This is a genomic window from Sphingomonas pseudosanguinis (assembly GCF_052056765.1).
Classification (GTDB): domain Bacteria; phylum Pseudomonadota; class Alphaproteobacteria; order Sphingomonadales; family Sphingomonadaceae; genus Sphingomonas; species Sphingomonas pseudosanguinis.
The window spans coordinates 1,055,451-1,075,814 of sequence record NZ_CP189888.1; the positions used below are offsets into that span (position 1 = coordinate 1,055,451).

General features: G+C 66.7%; 11 protein-coding genes. 1 reads left to right on the forward strand and 10 read right to left on the reverse strand.

The features are described 5' to 3' along the window. Window positions 1-24 precede the first annotated feature (24 nt). From ACQHGV_RS04765 to ACQHGV_RS04810, 10 genes are all read right to left on the reverse strand, one after another. Window positions 25-1,935, reverse strand: coding sequence for an alpha-L-fucosidase (locus ACQHGV_RS04765; protein ID WP_440979636.1), 1,911 nt, complete (start codon window positions 1,933-1,935; stop codon window positions 25-27). 23 nt (window positions 1,936-1,958) lie between these two features. Then, on the reverse strand, window positions 1,959-4,271 hold the full coding sequence (locus ACQHGV_RS04770; protein WP_440979637.1) for a GH92 family glycosyl hydrolase: 2,313 nt from the start codon (window positions 4,269-4,271) through the stop codon (window positions 1,959-1,961). After that, window positions 4,268-5,668: a glycoside hydrolase family 125 protein gene (locus ACQHGV_RS04775; RefSeq protein ID WP_440980145.1), complete on the reverse strand. Its 1,401-nt coding sequence runs from the start codon at window positions 5,666-5,668 to the stop codon at window positions 4,268-4,270. The genes ACQHGV_RS04770 and ACQHGV_RS04775 overlap by 4 nt, the downstream gene beginning before the upstream one ends. Window positions 5,669-5,688: 20 nt before the next feature. Beyond that, window positions 5,689-8,205 carry a glycoside hydrolase family 3 C-terminal domain-containing protein gene (locus ACQHGV_RS04780; protein WP_440979638.1) on the reverse strand — a complete coding sequence of 839 codons (2,517 nt, stop codon included), beginning with the start codon at window positions 8,203-8,205 and terminating at the stop codon, window positions 5,689-5,691. Continuing rightward, window positions 8,202-10,787, reverse strand: coding sequence for a beta-mannosidase (locus ACQHGV_RS04785; protein WP_440979639.1), 2,586 nt, complete (start codon window positions 10,785-10,787; stop codon window positions 8,202-8,204). Before ACQHGV_RS04785 ends, ACQHGV_RS04780 begins: the two co-directional genes overlap by 4 nt. Window positions 10,788-11,073: 286 nt before the next feature. Further along, the gene (locus ACQHGV_RS04790; RefSeq protein WP_440979640.1) at window positions 11,074-12,081 is read right to left on the reverse strand and encodes a DUF3667 domain-containing protein; all 1,008 of its coding nucleotides are present in this window, start codon (window positions 12,079-12,081) and stop codon (window positions 11,074-11,076) included. 87 nt (window positions 12,082-12,168) lie between these two features. Continuing rightward, a complete protein-coding gene (locus tag ACQHGV_RS04795) occupies window positions 12,169-13,803 on the reverse strand; it encodes a Na+/H+ antiporter (protein ID WP_440979641.1) in 1,635 nt (544 codons plus the stop codon). A gap of 416 nt (window positions 13,804-14,219) precedes the next feature. Further along, complete coding sequence (locus ACQHGV_RS04800) at window positions 14,220-15,248, reverse strand: glycosyltransferase family 4 protein (RefSeq protein WP_440979642.1); 1,029 nt, start codon at window positions 15,246-15,248, stop codon at window positions 14,220-14,222. 16 nt (window positions 15,249-15,264) lie between these two features. Continuing rightward, window positions 15,265-16,149, reverse strand: a complete 885-nt coding sequence (locus tag ACQHGV_RS04805) for a UDP-2,3-diacylglucosamine diphosphatase (RefSeq protein ID WP_440979643.1) — start codon at window positions 16,147-16,149, stop codon at window positions 15,265-15,267. A gap of 299 nt (window positions 16,150-16,448) precedes the next feature. Next, entirely contained in the window at window positions 16,449-19,223 is a 2,775-nt protein-coding gene (locus tag ACQHGV_RS04810) for a TonB-dependent receptor (protein ID WP_240455885.1), read from the reverse strand. Window positions 19,224-19,503: 280 nt separating this feature from the next. On the opposite strand from ACQHGV_RS04810, the gene ACQHGV_RS04815 reads away from it, so the two are divergent. Next, the gene (locus tag ACQHGV_RS04815) at window positions 19,504-20,250 is read left to right on the forward strand and encodes a copper homeostasis protein CutC (RefSeq protein WP_440979644.1); all 747 of its coding nucleotides are present in this window, start codon (window positions 19,504-19,506) and stop codon (window positions 20,248-20,250) included. The last annotated feature ends 114 nt before the right edge of the window (window positions 20,251-20,364 follow it).

The following is a 20,364-nucleotide window of genomic DNA, read 5'->3' on the forward strand; positions in this document are numbered from 1 at the left end:
TAACGGCGGCGGGGTGGGATCGGGTCAGCGCCTGGTAAAGCCGCCGATCCCGGCGATCGCCAGCTTCGCGGCGGGCTTGGACATTTCGGCGAAGGTCAGACGGAGATAGCGGACCGGCCGGACGCTGGTGAAGGGCAGGCGCTGGGTCGACAGGGCATAGGCGATGTTCGAGAACTCACCCGAACCCGCCGGGGTCCAGCTCTTGCCGTCGACGCTGGTCTCCGCGACGTAGCCGCGTGGCGGTGCGGCGTCGATCATGACCTGGCGCGAAGGCGTCAGGCTGAAGCCCGCGACATCGCGGACCTGGCCCATGTCGACCGTGACGCTGGCCGGCTTGCCCGCGACCGGCGCAGGTTGGACCCAGATGGTCTTGGCATCATTGTCGAGCAGCTTTTCGGCGCCCGGCGCGGTTGCCGCGACGATCGTCCAGTCGGTCGTCGCCAGCACGGTCGGGTCGCTCGACACGATGGCGGGGACGGGGACCGGTGCGACGCTCTGGAACAGCGACACCTCGCTGATCGCCGGACAGACCGGCGCGTCGACGATGCGCAGGCGGACACGGCGCGCCGTGATCGGCTGGGGCAGGCGGATGATCCGCTGCGCGCTGATGCACTCATGCTCGGCGAGCTGCTGCCATTTGCCGTTCACTTCGACATCGACCGCGAAGCGCGTGACGCGCACGCCCAGCGGCAGATATTCGCGGATGCGGATCAAGTCGAAACGGCGACCCGGCGGCAGGTCCAGCGTCAGGCTGGGCGTGGTGACGCCGTCCGGCGCGGACCAATAGGTGTCGCGCTGGCCGTCCAGCACCTTGGCGGCCTCATAGCCCTTGCCGCGCACATGGCTGGCGCTCGCCACCGTGCCCTTTGCCAGATCGGTCGCGAAGCTGGCGCGGATCGCGTCGCCGAAGCTCTTCAGGATCTTCACGTCCTGATCGGGGATGCGCCCGCGCCGGTCAGGCGGCAGGTTCAGGTTCATGTTGGTGCCGCGCGCGACCGAGGTGTCGAAATAGCCGACGAGATTCTCGGGGCTGCGCACCTTGGAGTCCTCATCCGCATGATAGAACCAGCCGGGCCGGATCGAAGTGTTGGTCTCGGCGGGCCACCAGAGCGCACCGCCGCGCACGCCCGAATTGCCCTCCGACTGGACGTACGGATGGTTCGGCATGGTCGGCCAGCACGGATCGCCCGCGATGCCGTCCTCATTGCCGACCCAGCGGATGTCGGCACCCAGCGGATCGAAGGTACAGGCCATCGGCTGATGCTGATGGACCAGCGCGATGATCGAGGGCCAGTTGTAATATTTGGGCGCGTCGATCTGCCGCGTCTCGCGCGCGCCGCCATAATAGCCGTCGCCGCCATTGGCGCCGTCGAACCAGAATTCGAACAGCTCGCCATAGCCGGTGCAGAGCTCGACGACCTGCTTGCGGAAATAGTCGACATAGGCGGGCCGGCCATATTCGGGATGGTTGCGGTCCCAGGGCGAGAGATAGATGCCGAAGGCGAGGCCTGCGCGCTTGCACGCGTCCGACATTTCGCGGACGATGTCGCCCTGGCCGTTCTTGTACGGCGAGTTGCGGATGCAATGCTCGGTCAGCTTGGTCGGCCACAGGCAGAAGCCGTCATGATGCTTGGCGGTAAGGATGATGCCCTTCAGATTGCCGGCCTTGGCCGCCCCGACGATCTGGTCCGCGCTGAAGTCGCTGGGGTTGAACATCTTGGGGTCTTCGTCGCCATAGCCCCATTCCTTGTCGGTGAAGGTGTTCATCGCGAAGTGGATGAAGGCGTATTGCTCGCGCTGGTGCCAGCGCCACTGCCGCGCCGAGGGGACCGCGCCATAAGGCGCGGGCGCACCCGCCCCCTTTTGCGCGAAGGCGGGCGCGGCGGAAGCGACCAGCCCGGAGGCGAGGACGGCGCGGCGGGAGAAATCGGTCATCGTCAATTCGGCTCCGGGAGGGATCAGGCGGGCTGGTGGTCGAAGGAGGGTGGCCGGTCCTTGGGATCGCGGCCGAAGGCGGGATTGGGCTGCTCCCCCATGGTGAAGGACAGGGTGCCGCCCTTGGACAGGGTGGCATGGTCGATCCAGCTCTTCGTCCAGGGGCGACCGTTCCACGTCACCGACTGGATATAGGGCGTGTCGGGCCCATTGCCCTTCGCCTCGACGACCAGCGTCCCGTTGCCGCCGACCGTCACCTGCGCCCGGTCGAAGAGCGGGCCGCCGAAGACATAGGCGCCGCTGACCGGATCGACCGGATAGAAGCCGAGCGCGGAGAACAGGAACCACGCGCTCATCTGGCCGCAATCGTCATTGCCGATGATGCCGTCGGGCGCGTTCTTGTACATCTCGGTCAGCAGGCGACGGACCATGCGCTGGGTCTTCCAGGGCGCGCCGACATAGGCGTAGAGATAGGCGGCATGCTGGTCCGGCTCGTTGCCATGCGCATACTGGCCGACCAGCCCGGAAATGTCCGGCGGCGCGTTCTTCGGGAGCGTCGACGGCGCGGAGAACAGCGCGTCCAGCTTCGCCTCGAACTTCGCGTCGCCGCCCATGTGGCGGATCAGGCCGTACACGTCATGCTGGTTGAGGAAGGTCGCCTGCCAGCCATTCGCCTCGGTATAGTCGCGCCACCAGGGCTTGGGCATGTGGCCGAGCTGGACGGGGTCGTAATCCTTCCACCAGCTGCCGTCGTCGAAGCGGGGGCGGGCGAAACCGATCGAGGGATCGATGACGTTGCGCCAGTTGCCCGAGCGCTTGCGCAGGCGGTCGGCCTCGGTGGTTTTGCCGACGCGACGCGCGATGTGCGACGCCGCCCAGTCGTCATAGGCATATTCCTGGGTCCGACTGACGCTCTCGAACCATTTGTCGGCTGGGACATAGCCCTTGGCGTCGTACAGGTCGCGGCCCTTGCTGTTGTCCATGTCGGGCGCGGAGAAGTCGAAGCTGCGCTTGGCGATGCCGGGCCAGGCGGCGGCGTAATCGGCGGGAATGCCCTTCACCATCGCCTCGGCCATGATCGGCGTGCCGTGCCAGCCGATCATCACACCCGTCTCCTTGCCCTGCAGCGTCCAGACCGGCGGGCCGTAGGCGCTTTGCTGGGTCTGGCGGATGATGTCGTCGACCAGCTTTTTGGCCTGGGCCGGCTGGGTCAGGATCAGCCAGGGGTGGAGCGCGCGGTACGTGTCCCAGGTGGAGAAGGTACTGTAGGCGAACTGCCCGGCGGGGGCGGTGTGCACCTGACCGTCCAGCCCGACATAGCGGCCATTCACGTCCGAGAAGAGCGTCGGCGCGACCAGCGTGTGGTAATTGGCCGAGGCCATGATCGCCTGCTGGTCCGGCGTCCCGCCGTCGACCCGGACGCCGCCGAGCGTCTCGGCCCAGCGGGTCATCGCGGCACGGCGGGTGCGGTCGAAGTCCCAGTGCTTCGCCTCGGCCGCCAGGTTCGCCTTCGCCCCCGCGACATCGACCGCCGAGATGCCGCAGCGGATCAGCAGTGGCGCATCGCCCAGTTCGTCGAAGAACAGAGCGGCCTTCAGCCGGTTGCCCTTGACGGCGGTGCCGTTCGCAGGCGCGTCATTGTCGCCGTAAAGCTGGATGCGGGCAGGCTTCTTCGACAGCTGCATCGCGAAGAAGATGCGCCGCCCCTTGGCCCAGCGGAACACGCGGCGGGTGCCGGTGATGGTGCCGTCGGGCTCGACGGTCAGTTCGGCATCGGTGATAAGCGGCTTCTCATCGGTCTTGTCCAGCACCAGATGCGACAAGTCGATCAGCACATGACCCGGCCCCTTGGGGTAGGTGTAGCGGTGCCAGCCGGTCCGCTCGGTCACCGTCAGTTCGGCGAGCACGCCCGACTCCAGCTTCACCCGGTAATAGCCAGGCTCGGCCTGCTCGTCCGAGTAACGCTGGCGATAGCCTGCATCGGGATTGGCGAGCGGCCCCGCGACCAGCTTCAGCGCGCCGCGGGTGGGCACGACCAGTACGTCCAGCATGTCGCCGATGCCGGTGCCCGACAGATGCGTGTGGCTGAACCCCATGATCGAGCCGTCGCCATGATGATAGCCCGAACAGGTGTCCCAGCGCTCGACATCGGTATCGGGGCTGAGCTGCACCATGCCGAAGGGCATCACCGCGCCCGGATAGGTATGGCCGTCACCGCCAGTGCCGACGAACAGATTGGGTCGCGCGACCGTCATCGGCACGGCGGCGCTGACGCCCCCGAGCGGCAGGCTGGCGAGCGCGGTCCCGGCGAGGAGCGAGCGGCGGCTGAGGATCATGCGAACGTCTCCCGCAATATTTCCGGCCGGGTGGCCGAGACATGGACGATCAGCTCGCCGAACAGGCCATTGGCCCAGGCGAACCAGTCGCGTGTGAACTTGGTGGGATCGTCAATATCGACCCCTTCGTGAATGAAGCCCGTATGCCCGTGCGATCCACGGATCATCGACAGGCTGTTGCGCAGCAGCGCAGGGTCGGTCGAGGTCAGGGCGCGGGTGATGATCGACATCGGCCAGACCTGGCCCGGGCCGGTGTGCGGGCCGCCGATACCGGTCAGCGCCTTGCCCTCGAAATACCAGGGATTGTCCTTGCTCCAGCAGGCCGCAAGCGTCCGCTGCCACAGCGGATCGGCTGCGTCGACGCAGCGAAGATAGGCGAGACCCGATAGCGACGGCACATTGGCGTCGTCCATGAAGACGGTATTGCCATAGCCATCGACCTCATAGGCCCAGACGCGTTTGCCGCTGGGCAGGGTCATCGTGCCGAACTGCTTGAGCGCGGCCTCCACCTCGGCGGCCAGCGCGGTCGCGTCCTGCGCCAGGGCGGGCTCACCGACCGCATTCGACAGTGCGGCGAGTTCGCGCAACGTAGTCATCGCGAACAGATTGGCGGGCACGAACTGGCCGTAGAGACAGGCATCGTCCGAGGGGCGGAAGCCAGAATGGATCATGCCGTTGGGACGCGTCGGCAGGCCGGTGCCGCGATAGAGCGTCTCGGTCGGCTCGGGCGCGGAGCGGCGGAAGCGATAGGGGCCGGGGCCTTCCTTGCGCTGCTGCTCGCGGAAGGTCTTCACGATGGCCCGTGCGGAGGCTTTCCACTCGGCGTCGAAGGGCGTCGTGTCGCCCGTCTCACGCCAATAGTCATGCGCCAGCCGGATCGCGTAGCAGAGCGAGTCGATCTCCCACTTCCGCTCGGCCACGCCGGGCTTCATGTCGGTATCGTCGTGCAGCGCCCAGCTGAGGTTGGTCTTGGCGGTCGGGTCCTGCATGAAGGCGTTGGCATAGGGATCGATCAGGATCGACCGCGCCTGCCGCCCGATCAGACCGCGAAACAGCTGCCCTAGCGCCGGATCGCGCTTCACCAGATGCAAGTAAGGCCGCAACTGCGCCGCCGAGTCCCGCAGCCACAGGCAGGGGATGTCGCCGGTGATGACGAAGGCATCCAGCTTGCCGTTCACCTCGCCCAGCGACAGCACCGTGGTGTCGAGCGTGTTGGGATAGCAATTGCCGAACATCCAGCGGAGTTCGGGATCGGCGATCAGTTTGGAGATACGGGTGATCTCCGCCTCGACCGCCTTGGACACGAAGCGCCGTTCGGCGACCGGCGGGCGCTTGCTGACGAAGCCGGGCGCGGCGGCGAAGGCGGGGGCGGCGGCCAGCGCCGCTGCCCCCGCCATCAGTTCGCGACGGTTGGGCGTCACTTGGGCAGGTCCTGCGCCTGGCCGGTCACGGTGAACTGGGTCCATTGGCCCGCCCCGTCACCCGGCTGGCCGCCACCGATATAGAGCTTGTACGTGCCCGGCAGGATGCGGCGGGTGCCGTCGCGCCAGACCTGGCTCATCATACGCGGATCGATGGTGAAGCGCGCCGTGCCCGCCTGACCGGGCTTCAATGCGACACGGGTGAAGCCGACCAGCTGGCGTTGCAGCACGGGGTCGGTCAGCACCAGCTTCTCGTCGGTGGCGGGCGGGACCAGATAGGCCTGCGCCACCTCTTCGCCCGCACGCTGGCCGATATTGCGCAGTTGCACCGCGACATCGACCGGTTGGCCCGCCGCGACGCTGGCGGTGACGGTCGGCTGGCCATAGTCGAACTTCGTGTAGCTCAGGCCGTGCCCGAAGCCCCAGGCGGGCTTGCCGGTGAAGTAGCGATAGGTGCGCTCCTTCATGCCGTAATCGGCGAAGGCGGGCAGGTCGGCGGTCGAGCTGTAGATGGTGACGGGCAAGCGGCCCGACGGGTTCACGTCTCCGGCCAGGATCTCGGCCAGCGCGGTGCCGCCCTCGGTGCCCGGATAAAAGGCCGCCAGCGTGGCGGCGGGCTTGAAGTCGCCCAGCGACACCGCCGAGCCCGACATGACGACCGCGACCACGGGCTTGCCGGTCGCCTGGAGCGCCGCGAGCAGCTTGCGCTGCGGCTCGGGCAGGACGACCTCGGTGCGGTCGCCGCCCGCGAAGCCGGGAACCGAGACGCCGAGCGCCTCGCCCTCCAGGTCGGGCGACAGGCCGACGACGGCGATCAGCACATCGGCGGTGCCCGCGACCTTCAACGCCTCGGCGGTCAGCGCCTCGGCGGGCGGCAGCCATTGCAGACGTAGGCCTTCGTCGCCGCCCTTGTGATCGATCTCGACGCGGATGCGGCGCGGGGCCGAACCGTCAATGATGGTTTCCAGCTTCTTGCCGCCGATCACGTCGTCCACGACCAGCTGGTCGTCGATATAGAGCTTCACCGCGTCATGCGCGGGGCAGGCGTGCCAGCAGGCGGGGCCGTCGAGGCGGAGCTTGTACTGGCCCGGCCCCGGCGGGGTCAGCGTGCCGGTCCAGCGCCGCTGGAAGGGCGCGGTCTTGGTATAGTTGAAGTCGATGCGGCGATCCTGCCCGGCGGCGGTCCACTGGCCGTTCGCGCCCATCGTCTCGACCGTCAGGCCGGGCTTGCCGTTCGCCGCCAGCGCGGTCTCGGGCACGCCGACGAACGCGCCTTCGGCCAGCACCGAGCCTTGTGCATAGCGGACATCGCGGCCGAACTTGGCGCGGATTCCATCCAGCGGGGTGACGGGGTTGATCGCGGTGCCGTGATAATTGCCCTCCAGTACGCCCAGATCATCGGCATCCGCACCGAACACCGCCAGTTTCTTGCCCTTGAGCGGCAGCAGGTCGTTCGGATTGTCGAGCAGGATGATGCCCTTGCGTGCCGTCTCCAGCGCCAGCGCGCGGTGGGCAGGGGTGCCGACCTCGCTCGCCTTGATCCGGTTCCAGGGGCTGTCGACAGTCAGCATCCGCCGCACCGCCAGCGCACGGGCGAGTGCGGTGTCGATCTCGCCCTCGGTAATCAGGCCGCGCTCCACCGCCTGAGACAGCGAGCGATAGGCGTTGCCGCAATTCAGGTCGGTGCCCGCGCGCAACGCCGCCGCCGCTGCGGCGGGCGCGTCGGGCTGGGCATGGTGGAACATCCAGATATTGCCGACCGCATCGCAGTCCGACACGACGAGGCCGCTGAAACCCCAGTCGGTACGCAGTCGCTGGGTCAGCAGCATCGGGTTGGCGCAGACCGGCGTGCCGTGGATCGCGTTATAGGCGCACATCAGCGACAGCGCCTTGCCCTCGGTCACCGTCGCGCGGAAGGCGGGAAGATAGGTCGCCTCCAGATCGCGCGGGGACACCATCACGTCGAAGCTGTCCCGCCCGCCCTCGGGACCAGAATGCACCGCCATATGCTTGACGGTCGCGATGACCTTGGGGTGCTTCAGGTCCGGGCCTTGCAGACCACGCACGAAGGCGATGCCGATGCGGCTGGTGAGGAAGGGGTCCTCGCCATAGGTTTCCTGGCCGCGGCCCCAGCGCGGATCGCGGAAGATGTTGATGTTGGGCGACCAGATGGTTAGGCCCTGATACAGGCCGCGATCGGCGTTCAGCGGCTGCGCATTGAACTTCGCGCGCGCCTCGGTAGCGACGACATCGCCGACCTTCTGGATCAGCGCGGTGTCCCAGGTCGCGGCCATGCCCATCGCCTGCGGGAAGACGGTCGAGGGCCCGTTGCGCGCGATGCCGTGCAGCCCCTCGCTCCACCAGTCATAGGCGGGCAGGTTCAGCGCGGGCTCGGCCGGTGCCTCGTTGACCAGCTGTGCCGCCTTTTGCGCGATGGTCAGCTTCTGCGCTTCGGGGGGAAGGGCGGGGGTGGCGGCCTGACCGGCGGCGGCGAGGAGGAGGAAGGGGATCACTGGGCGTCCTTCGGACCGAGGGTGTAGATTTTCAGCTCGCGCGCCAGAGTGGCGGCGTCAGCGTCGCTTTGAATGGTGAGCGTGATGCTCTCGCCGGGCAACAGGTCAAAGCCGTCATCGGAGGGTTCGGCGGCGGTCGTGCCAAAATTGACCTGCACCTGCCGCGCCAGGTTGCGCGCGGTCAGCGTCAACTGCTTGCCCGCCCAGCGCGCGGTGATGCCCGGCGCAGGGTAGAGCATGTCGCGCGGCACCTTCCGCTCGATGATCTGCCGGGCGATGACCTTGTCGCCGTCGAACAGTTCGGCGACGCCGTAGCTGCTCTCCGGCGCCGCGCCTGCGAACAGCGTCGCGTCGGGGATCGTCGCGACATCGCTGGCCGAGGCGGCGGCCATCGTCACGCTGCCCGATTGCGAACCCAGCTTGCGGCCGCCCATGCCGTATCCGGTGACGCGCCAGCCGAGCGGCTTGGGCGTGGTGGCGTCGGACACGAGGGCGATCCGTGTGGCGCCGGGCTTGGTCTCCGCGACGATGGTCTGGGGGGCGAAGAAACGGCGAACCTCGTGCTGGAGCATCTTGTCATGCCCGGTCCAGTCGATGCTCGACCAGCTGATCGCGGGCCAGCTGTCGTTGAGCTGCCAATAGAGCGAACCGAGCGTCACCGGGCGGCAGGCGCGGTGGTGACGCGCAGCGAGGCCGATGGCGCGGGCCTGCATCGCCTGGCTCAGATAGACCAGATCGGCGAAGTCGCGCGGGTCACGCAGATTCTGCTTCAGGTAGAAGGTGATCCGGTCATTGCCTTCACCGGCCAGGAACTTCTGGTGCGCCTTCATCACCGGGCTGTCGATGCGGAAGTCCGCCGGATCGGCGAAGGTCGCGATAGTCGACAGGTCGGGAAAGGCCTGGAAGCCATATTCCGACATGAAGCGCGGGCAGCTCAGGGTGTAATTCTTGATCGGCTTGGAGCCCGACCAGACGTCCCAGAAATGGCGGTCGCCATCCTTGTCGGTGTCGGTCGGCCCCTCATAATCGGTCGAGGGCGAGCCGGGCCAATAGGGGATGCCGGGCGAATTCTTCGTCACCGCCTCGCGCAGCACGCGGTCGAACAGCACGGCCATGCCGGTGCCGATCCGCTCCTGCTCGTCCGGGCCGACCGCCTTCTTGAACGCCTTGCGATCCGACCAGTTTTCCCAGCCCGACAGCACCTCGTTATTCCCCGCCCAGATGACCAGCGAGGGATGCGATTGCAGGCGCGCGACCTGTTCCTCGGCCTCGATACGGACATTTTCGCGGAACTTGGCGTCAGGGGGCGTGACCGCGCCGCCGAACATGAAGTCCTGCCAGACCATCAGGCCCAGCTCGTCGGCGGCGTCGTAGAAGCTGTGCTCGGGATAATAGCCGCCGCCCCAGATGCGGACGATGTTCATGTTGGCGGCCGCCGCCTTTTCCAGCAGCTGGCGCTCGGTCGCGGGCGATACGCGCGACGGGAAGGCGTCGAACGGGATGACGTTGGTGCCCTTGGCGAAGATGACGTTGCCGTTGATCTTCAGCCCGAAGCTGCCGTCCTTCCGCACCAGTTCGACGGTGCGCAGGCCGGTGCGCTTTTCGACCGCATCGGCCCCGGCCAGCGCGGCGTTGACCGTGTAGAGCGGATGCGCGCCGAAGCCGATCGGCTGCCAGCGTTGCGGCCTGGTGATCGCGACGGGGACGACCACGTCGTTCTGGCCCGCTTGTAGCGCGACCTCGCGGCGGACACGGATACGCTTGCCGTCGGGGCCGGTGACGGTCACGTCCATCCGCCCCGTCTGCGCACGGTCGGCGACGACCGAAGCGCGCGCGAGGATGCGCGCCTCGGCATCGGTCAGCGCCTCCTGCTCGATGCGGAGATTGTCGATGCGCGCGGCGTCCCACGCCTCCAACCGCGCGGGGCGCCAGATGCCGACATTGACGATGCGCGGCGCCCAGTCCCAGCCATATTGGTATTTCGGCTTGCGGATATAGGGCGAGGTCTGAACGCCCTTGGGCTCGTCGCCGTAAGGCGAGTCATATTCGCCGGGCAGCGGATGCTTCTCGGCCAGCACCATCGGCTGGAGCGTCTTGATCGGCGAGGCGAAGGTGACGACGATCTCGTTCGCGCCCGCCTTCAGCAGCGGCTTGGCGTCCGCCCGCCAGCGGCGATGGGCATTGTCCGCCGACAACAGGGGCTGGCCGTTGACCGTCACGGTCGCGAAGGTGTCCAGCCCGTCGAACACCAGGTCGAGGTGATCGCGGCGCAGCATCTCCGGCGTTACGTCCAAGTTGGTGCGATATTGCCAGCCGGTCAGGCCCGCCCATTGGATCGGGGCCTCGTTCGCGCCCTTATAGGGATCGGGCACGATATTGGCGGCGATCAGGTCCTGCTGCACGCTGCCCGGCACGGTGGCGCTCAGCCAGTTCGCCGCTTTCGGATGCGCGCTGGCGGCGGACGCGTCCTTCGGGTCGATCCGCACCTGCCAGCGGTCGAGCGTCGCCACCGTCTTGGGCGCGGCCAGCGCAGGGAAGGGCAGGGCAAGCGCGGCCAGGATCAGGCCGAGGCGATGTTTCAAGACGATTTTCCCCGAAAACGGCGCCCCGACGGTCGCGTCGCGACGCGGGTCCAGGGCGGTGGACAGATGCCGATGCATATCGCCGGAGCCGGGGCGAGCGGCGGCGAACGGAAAATTTCCCCGTCGTGTCAGGCTCTTCCTCGCCACCCCAGACCCCCAAATCCACCGGCTTGTCGCTCGCCGGTATTCTCATGATATGTTTTGGTATCATGGCGAGGTGGATCGGGGGCGTCCACCCTTTTCGCGCGTCGGATTTAGCCCGGCCGCATTGCAATGGATTGGCGGCTCAATGCGCCATGCCCAACGCCAGCAGCGCAATGATCCAGAGCGACAGGACGAGCATCGCCATCATCAAAATCGCCAGCGTCATGACCAGCGCGGCGGGGCGGCCCAGCCGATAGGCGCCGCGCACCTGCTGGAACAGATGCGCGGGAAAGGCGAGCATGAGCAGGCCGACGCCGGGCAGATGCGCCGCCCGCGTCCACAGGATCATCGCGACCATCAACAGGCAGATGAAGCTGAGCGAATAGGTGACGAAGACGGCATGGTCGAAGATCGCCACCCCGCGCTTCCAGGCGAAGAGCAGGCCCATGAACGGCATCGAGATCAGGATCAGCGCCCAGGAGAATTTATAGCCATTGGCCTCCATCTTGAAGATCAGCAGCTCGGGATCGCGGATGGCATGGACGATCTTCTCGTCAAGCGATTGCCAGCCGGTGATCCGCTGCGCGCCATGGCTTTCGCCGTCCGCCGATGCCTCGGTCAGGTCGCCGCCCAGTGCCATGCTGGTGACCTCCAGATCATGTTGCCGCTCGGCCAGACGGGCGCGTTGCCGGTCGATCGCGGTCACATCCTGCCGCGCGGCCAGCATCGCGGCACGCTGCCGGTCGAGCGCGGCGATGCGGCCTTCCGTCTTGGTCACCTCGGCCCGTAATTCGGTGACGGCCTGTTCGGTGCCGGGGGCGCTCAGCGTCGCGAAGCCACCCAGCGTCGAATAGGCGATGTAGAGCAGGAAGACGCTGAACAGATACAGCGCGAGCGGCGACAGGAAGCGCCGCCGCTCGCCCGCGATATAGCGCCGGGTCAGCTCGCCGGGGCGGGTGAAGAGGAAGGCGATGGTCCGCCAGACCTGCCCCTCGATATGCAGCACGCCATGGCTGAAATCATGCCACCACGCGCCCAGCGTGCGGTGGATATGCGTCGACTGGCCACAGACGTGGCAATAATCGCCGACCAGATCGGCCCCGCAATTCAGGCAGCGTGCCGCCCCGGCCCCATGACCCTCGGTCTGCATATCGTGCCCTCCCCATCCAGTAACCCCACGCGAAAGACACGATAATTCCGCGCGTCGTGCAAGCGCCCTGATGCGGAACGACGGGTATCACACCTGCGCGGACAGGCGCGTGTCGAGCAGATCCAGTTCGCGGCCCAGCTTGCCGGCGGTCTCGGAACCGATGACGCGGGCGTTCAGAAGGTCGAACACCACCCGCCGCTCGGCCCGGATCGCGGCCAGCCGCATCTTGCGTTCCAGTGCTTCCATGCGCCGCGCCTCGTCGGGATCGGTATCGCCCTCCAGCGTGTCGATGCGGCTGCGATAGCCGTCCATCAGGCGCGAGGCGATCTCGACATATTGGTCGGCATCGTCGCGGCCCTCGGCCATTTCGTGCTGCAACCGCTCCAGCTCGGCGATGGCGGCCTTGGCGGCGGCGACGCGGGTGCGGTCCAGCTCGTTGTTCGCATCCTCGAGTGGCAGCGCCAGCCCGCGCAGCAGCAGCGGCAGCGTCAGGCTGGCGATGACCAGCGAGAACAGGATGACCCCGCACGCCAGGAAGATGACCAGATCGCGCGCCGGAAAGGGGGTGCCGTCGTTCAGCGTCAGCGGCAGGGTCAGCGCACCCGCCAGCGTGATCGCACCGCGTGCGCCCGCGACCGACATCGCCGTGATGACCCGGCGGGGAGGGCTGGTCCGCTGCGGATCGTTGCGCTGCCGGAACAGGGTCAGGCGCAGCGCGACCCAGGTCCAGGCGAAGCGCAGCGCCGCCAGCCCGGCGACGATCGCGATGACATACAGGCCCAGCCACCAGACGCTGTCATGCCCGGTCAGCATCACCGTGTCGCGCGCGCCGGCGAACACCTGCGGCAACTGTTCGCCGAGCAGGACGAAGATGATGCCGTTCAGCGTGAATTGCAGCATGTCCCACACCGCCTGCCGGCGGATACGGGTCGCGGCCTTGGCACCCGACGAGACGTTGGTGAACGACATGGCGATGCCCGCCGCCGCCGCCGCCAGCACGCCCGAGCTTTCGACATGCTCGGCGACCAGATAGGCGGCGAAGGGGATCAGCAGGCTGACCAGGATGTTCGACCCGCTATCGTCGCCGAAACGGCGCGCGAAGATGTTCTTGGCGTTGATCGTGCCCCAGGCGATGGCGACGCCCAGCCCGACTCCGGACACCGCCATCCACAGGAAGGTGAGCGAGGCGGAGGTCAGCGAAAACGCGCCCGTCAGCGCCGCCGCGACCGCGAAACGCAGGCAGACGAGGCCCGAGGCGTCGTTGAGCAGCGACTCCCCCTCCAGGATATGCATCATCCGCTTCGGGATCGGCGCCTTCTGCGCGATGGCGGATACCGCGATCGGATCGGTGGGCGAGACCACGGCGGCCAGCGCGAAGGCGACCGCATAGGGCACGGCCGGAATCATCCAGTGGATGAACAGCCCCATGCCCAGCACCGTCAGGAACACCAGCCCCAGCGCCAGCCCCAGCACCGCGCCCGCGTCGCGGAACAACTCGTCCTTCGGGATGCGCCAGCCGTCGAGGAACAACAGCGGCGGCACGAACAGCAGGAAGAAGATTTCCGGGTCCAGCTCGACCCTGATCTGCGCGATCCCGCCGATCACCGCGCCCAGCGCGATCTGGACCAAAGGTCGGGGCAGGGCGGAGGGCAGCACCCGCGAGATGATGCCGCTCAGGACGACGGCGAACAGAAGGAACAGGCTGAGCGTGACGATGTCCAATCGGGGACCTTTCGGGTGCAGCGGTTGGAGTGGCCATGGCGACGGGGCGGCACGACCGGCAGATCAGCGAGGCGTGACGGCAAGGCATCACGAATCGCGCGAGCCTCAGCATGACATGCGAGGCATGGCGCGTTCAACCCGTTAAACGGGGTTTATGATGGATTGGAGTGACATACGATCCTTTTGCGGCGCGGGGTCGTTGCGAGTTTGGCGTTTCCTGCTCTTCACGCTCGACCCCGACAAAGGCCGGGGTCGAGATACGGAACGCTACTCATCGCTTATCAGCGTTTGCCCAACTGGACCCCGGCCTGCGCCGCGATAGTGTGAGAAGCTTTTCAGCGATCCGCCGGCACGGAGAGGGGGACCGCGGCGAACCGCGAAGCCTCAAGGCATGTCGTGCGGGAAAGCCCCCTCCGTCAGGCCGCCGCTTTCAAGCCCCGATCGATCGGGGCAAGCGCGGCCAGGAATTGCTCGGCGCTGGCCCGCCAGGAAAAGCCCTGGCCATAGGTCGCGCAGGTTTCGCGATCCAGCGTCAGCGCCTGCGCGATGGCCTTGCCGAGGGACTCGTCCATCACCCCGACCTCGGGGCTGAGGACGTCGACCGGCCCCTGGACGGGCAGCGCGGCGACCGGGGTGCCGCAGGCCAGCGCTTCGATCATGACCAGCCCGAAGGTGTCGGTGCGGCTGGGGAAGACGAAGACATCCGCCGCGCGGTAGAGGGCGGCCAGGTCCTCGCCGAACTTCGCGCCCAGGAAATGCACGTCGGGATATTCGGCGGCCAGGTTCGCGCGTGCGGGGCCGTCGCCGACGACGACCTTGCTGCCCGGTGTATCGGTGGCGAGGAAGGCGGCGATGTTCTTTTCGACCGCGACGCGACCGGCATAGAGCTGCACCGGGCCGGGCAGGCCGGTGACGAAGGCATCGCGCGGGCCGTCGGCGCGGAACAGTGCGGTGTCGACGCCGCGTCCCCAGTGGCGGCTCTGCGGCAGGTCATGCGCGGCGAGCGTGGCGGCGACGCTGGGCGTCGAGGCCAGGATGGCGACCGAGGGGGCATGGAACCAGCGGACATAGCGCCACACGAATTCGGGGCTGACCGCGCGGATACGGGCGGCGACATAGTCGGGGAACTGGGTGTGATAGGCGGTGGTGAAGGGCAGCGCCTGCGCCAGGCACCAGCGCCGCGCGAGCAGGCCCAGCGGTCCTTCGGTCGCGATATGCACCGCGTCGGGCCGGAAGGCGGCGAGCGTCCGCCCAACCTTGCCCGGGCCGGGCAGCGCCAGCCGGATTTCGGGATAGGTGGGGCAGGGGATCGAGGCGTAGCGATCGGGCGCGATGATGCACAGCTCATGCCCCATCGTGCGCAGTTCGGCGGTCACCGATTGCAGGGTGCGGACGACGCCATTGACCTGCGGCGCCCAGGCATCGGTGACGATCGCGATCCGCATCCGTTCGGCCCCTTGGTCAGGCGGCGATGGCGGCGACGACGGGCCGCTGCCGCCGCGCTTCCATCTCGTCGCCCCAGTGCAGGATTTCCATCGTGCCGTCGAAATGCTCGACCAACGCGGTGCAACCTTCCACCCAGTCGCCGTCATTATAATAGGTGACGCCGTTGATGTCGCGGATTTCGGCTGTGTGGATATGGCCGCACACCACCCCGTCGACGCCACGTGCGCCCGCGGCATGGGCGACCACCTCCTCGAAATGCGAGATGAAGGCGACGGCGTTCTTCACCTTGGCCTTGGCGTGCTTGGACAGCGACCAATAGGGGCGCTTCATCCACCGCCGGACGATGTTCACCCAGCGGTTGACCTCCATCAGCGCGGTGTAGGCGAAGTCGCCGACATGGGCGAGCCAGCGATGCGCCAGCGTGATCGCGTCGAACTCGTCGCCGTGCAGGACCAGCAGGCGGCGGCCGTCCGCCGTCTCGTGGATCGCCTTGCGACAGATGGCGATGCCGCCGAAGTCCATGCCGGTGAACTGGCGGAAGATCTCGTCGTGATTGCCGGGAATATAGACGACGCGGGTGCCGCGCTTGGCGCGCTTCAGCAGCCGCCAGACCACGTCATTATGCGCGGCGGGCCAATAGAATTTCTTCTTCAGCCGCCAGCCGTCGATCATGTCGCCGACCAGATACATGGTATCACTGTCGACATGGTCCAGAAAGTCGATCAGCATCTCGGCATTGCAGCCGCGCGTGCCGAGATGGACGTCCGAAATCCAGATGGTGCGATAGCGACGCCGTTCATTGCCTTCCGGTTCGGGCGTCACCGGCGCGCGAGGAATGAAGTCGAGAATGGCGGCGTCTTCGTGCAGCGAGCCATCCATCGGAATGCTGGTCATCGGCATCGGCGTTCCCCACGCTTGGCGTTGGGATTATCATGCCTGTCATCTGTGACGCCTTCGTCGCAGATCGGTGACAGCGGCGCAGCATTTCGGTGACTCCTTGAAGTCACCGGACAGGAAAAGCCCGCCGATCCGTAGGACCGACGGGCTTTTCGATAGACTACGCTAAGTGTGTCTCACGCCCCTCCCGCAAGCGGGAGGGGATGGGGGAGGGCAGGCCGCAGGCGACAGGCTCTGTGAGACTCCATGCCCTCCCCAAACCCCTCCCGCTTGCGGGAGGGGCTTAAGAAGGCAGGAGGTGCTTAGAAGCGCACCGCCACCGATGCCGCATAGGTCCGGCCGTTCTTGTAGAAGGCGGTCGGACGGTCGCGGGTCGCGTTATACTGGTAATAGGTCTCGTCGAGCAGGTTCTGCGCGTTGACGGTCAGCGTGATCTCCTTGGTCAGGTTCACACCCGCCGAGAAGTCGAGCTGGCTGTACGGCGCCACCATTTCACGCGAATTCAGGCGACCGATCGTGCGGAAATAGCTCGAACGGTAGTTGTAGCTCAGGCGCGCCTGGAAGATCCCGCTTTCGAAATAGGGGATCACGTTGACGGTGTGCTTCGACAGGTACGGCAGGTTCAGCTCCGCACCGCTCGAGTCGACCGACGAGGTCGAGCTGTCCTGGTACGAATAGTTCGCCTGGATGCCGAAGCCGCCCCAGATTTCGGTCTGGCCCGAGATCAGCGCGCCGTTGACCTTCGCCTTGCCGCCATTGATCGGCTGGTTGACGTTGTAGGTCGTCAGGCGGTTCTGCAGCGAGTTGAAGAACACCGCGTTGGTGCGCGTGTTGATGATGTAGTTCGAGATGTCGCGGCGGAAGAGTTCGACCGCGATCAGCGAGCCGGCGCGCGGATACCATTCCGCCGTCAGTTCGTAGTTGGTCGACTCATACGGCTTCAGGTTCGGGTTGCCGCCGCCGCCATCGAGGGTGACGTCGTTGAGCGAGGTCGCGGCCGCCAGATCCTGATAGCGCGGACGCGAGATCACCTGCGCGACCGAGCCACGCACGATGAACTCGGGCGTGATCGAATAGGCGATGTTCACGCTCGGCAGGAATTTCAGATAGTCGGTCGAGGTGCTGGTCGGGACCGGCACCGGCGCGACGGTGTTGGCCAGCGTCAGCGCATAGTTGGACTTGTCGCGGGTATAGACCAGACGGCCGCCGATATTGCCGCGCAGGCCGCCTTCATCGAAATTGGCCTGGATGTACGAGGCGATGACCGTCTCGCGCACCTTGGTCGACGCGCCGACCTTGTTGACCAGCGGGCTGTTGATCGAGTTCGCCAGGATGTCGATCACCGCCTGCTCGGGCAGGTTCAGATACTGGGTCGCATTGCCCATGCCGCCGCTGCCGTCGAACACGCCGCCCGGCGTCACGAGCGTCGTCACGCCCAGCTGGTTGGCGGTCTGCGAGCTGGTCTTGTAGGTGTTGATGCCACGACCATCGACGCGGTTGACGTGGTCGGTCACGCGGCTGCCCAGCAGGATCTGCTTGAACGGACCGAACTCGACCGGGATGGTCGCGTCATAGCCGCCATAGATGTCGCGGTCGGTGGTGACGCTGTAGTCCAGACCGCCGATCTGCGCGCCGTTCAGCTGCTGACCATTGACCAGGACCGGGCGGCCCTCGATCTGCGCGGGGTTGTTGTTCGGGTTGGTGAAGTAATTCGCCGGGTTGGTCAGGTCGCCGGTGAAGTTTACCGTCGCCGAGGTCGGCGTGAAGGCATAGTTGAACGGCAGCTTGGTCTGCACGTTGAACAGATATTCGGGATTGCGCCCGCCGGTCGCCTTCGACCAGCCGCCCGCGAAACTGATCTTCGCGCCGTCATCGCCTTCCCAGTCGGCGAAGAAGTTGAGGTTGTCGGTCTTCAGCTTGGTCTTGCGGACCAGCGTGTCGAGCTGGGCCGACTGGTTCGGCGCGGCGGCGAAGCTGGCCGAGTTGACGACGCCGTTGGCGACATTGGCGGTCTGCAGCACGCTGCCGGTCCAGGCGACCGGGATCGTGTACATCGACTGGCTGTAATTGTTGTAGTTGCCGTCGATGTGCAGCCCGTTCAAGGTCAGCGTCAGGTTCGGGGCCGGGCGATACTGCACGGTGCCCGACACGCTGGCGCGCTCGCGGGTCTGCTGGAAATAGGCATAGTTGATGCCGAACGGCGCGACCGCGTTGATCAGGTCGTTCTTGGTGCCGCCGGTGACGGTGGCGTTCGGGTTCAGCAGGATGCCCTGGCCCGATGCGTCACGACGAACCGAGCCGTCGGCATTCTTCTGGAAGAAGTCCGCGCCGCTCTGATAGCCGAAGAACTCGACGCCGGCGCGGGTCAGCGCCTGCTTGTCATAGGTCGCGGCGACCAGGAAGCCGAAATTGTCGGCCTCGTTGTGCCAGCTGTACAGGCCCGATCCGCGGATATTCCCCTTCTCGGAGCGGTCGTTATAGGTATAGCCGCCCGAGGCGAAGATCGCGTTGGGCTTCAGGTCGAGCGGACGACGGGTGCGCACGATGACCGTGCCGCCGAGGCTGCCTTCCTCGATGCGCGGTTCCGGCGACTTGTAGACCTCGAGGCGGTCGACGAGTTCGGGGGCGAGCAGCGAATAGTTGAAGGTACGGCTGGACGGATCGTTGTCGTTGCCGCCCCAGTCGGCCGAGGCGAGCGCATGGCCGTCGAGCAGCATGCGGTTCAGCGCCGGGTCGGTGCCCAGGATCGCGACCTTCTCGCCCTCGCCGAAGCGGCGGTCGATGCTGACGCCCGGGATGTGCGACAGCGATTCCGCGACGTTGCGGTCGGGGAACTTGCCCACGTCCTCGGCGGTGATCACGTCGACGACGGCGTTGGCCTCGCGCTTGACGTTGATGGCGTTGCGAAGGCTCTGGCGAAAGCCGGTGACGACGATGTCGCCATTGTTGTCGGCGCTGTCGCTGCCGGTCGCGGTCTGCGTCGGCGCGGTCTGCTGATCGGTGGTCTGTGCAAAGGCGGTGCCCTGAAGTCCGGCGAGCGCGGTCGCCGTCAGGATCATGCTGCGAAAGCTCAACATGCTGAAATCCCCCCAAATCCGGTCGCGCCACCACGCGAAATGGTTTCAATCCACTGGCGGGGAGTTCGGTGGGACCTCCCCGGACGAGCTTTTTATATCATATGCTCGGGCTACCAACTTGTAACCAAACTGACATTGGTCCGCAAACGGGAAAAACGTCATCTTGCCGTCATGGGACCATTAGGCTGGCCTGAGGCGTGGCTTGCTGCTTAAATGGGCGGATGTTCGGCGGTTTTGCGCCGCGAACTGGATCAAAACGGGACGCAAGTCGGGGGATAACATGACGGCACCACCACGGCACGGGACGCGGCCGCTGCTCGAAATCTGTATCGACGATGCCGATGGCGTGGCGGCCGTCGTCGCAGGGGGCGCCGACCGGATCGAGCTGTGCGGGGCGCTGGCGCTGGGCGGGCTGACGCCTTCGGCGGCGCTGGTGGCGAAGGCGGTAGCGTCGGGCGTCCCCGTCCATGCCATGGTCCGCCCGCGTGACGGCGACTTCCGCTATGATGCGCCGGATGTCGCGCTGGCGACCGAGGAGATCGGTCAGATGGTGGCGTTAGGGGTAGCCGGTGTCGTCGTCGGGGCGATGGCGGATGACCGGACGCTCGACCTGGATGTCCTTGCCCGGTGGCGCGATGCTGCCAAGGATGTCGCGATCGTGCTGCACCGCGCGATCGATCTGGTCGCCGATCCCGTCGCAGCGGTCGAGCAGGCGGTGGAGCTGGGCTATGACCATATCCTGACTTCGGGCGGTGCGGTGACGGCGGAGGCCGGGGCGGACGTCATCGCGGCAATGGTCGCGGCTGCCAAGGGGCGTATCGCGATCATTGCGGGATCGGGCGTCTCCGCCGACAATGCGGCGGCGCTGATCGCGCGAACCGGGGTCGACGCGGTCCATGCCTCGGCCAGCGTCCGCGCGGATTGGAGCGATCCCCGGATCACCGCCATGGGCTTCGCGACCGGCCCCAGGCGACGGACGAGTGTGGAGAAGGTGGCGGGCCTGCGTCAGGCGATAGAGAGGAAGTAAATCCCAATGTATGCCAAATATAATACCTATTGCCCCTATGGTTGGGCTGCGATAAGTCCGTTGGTGAAGCGGGGCGCGGCATGAGCGATGTGCCCGCAAAGGGGGATGGCGCGG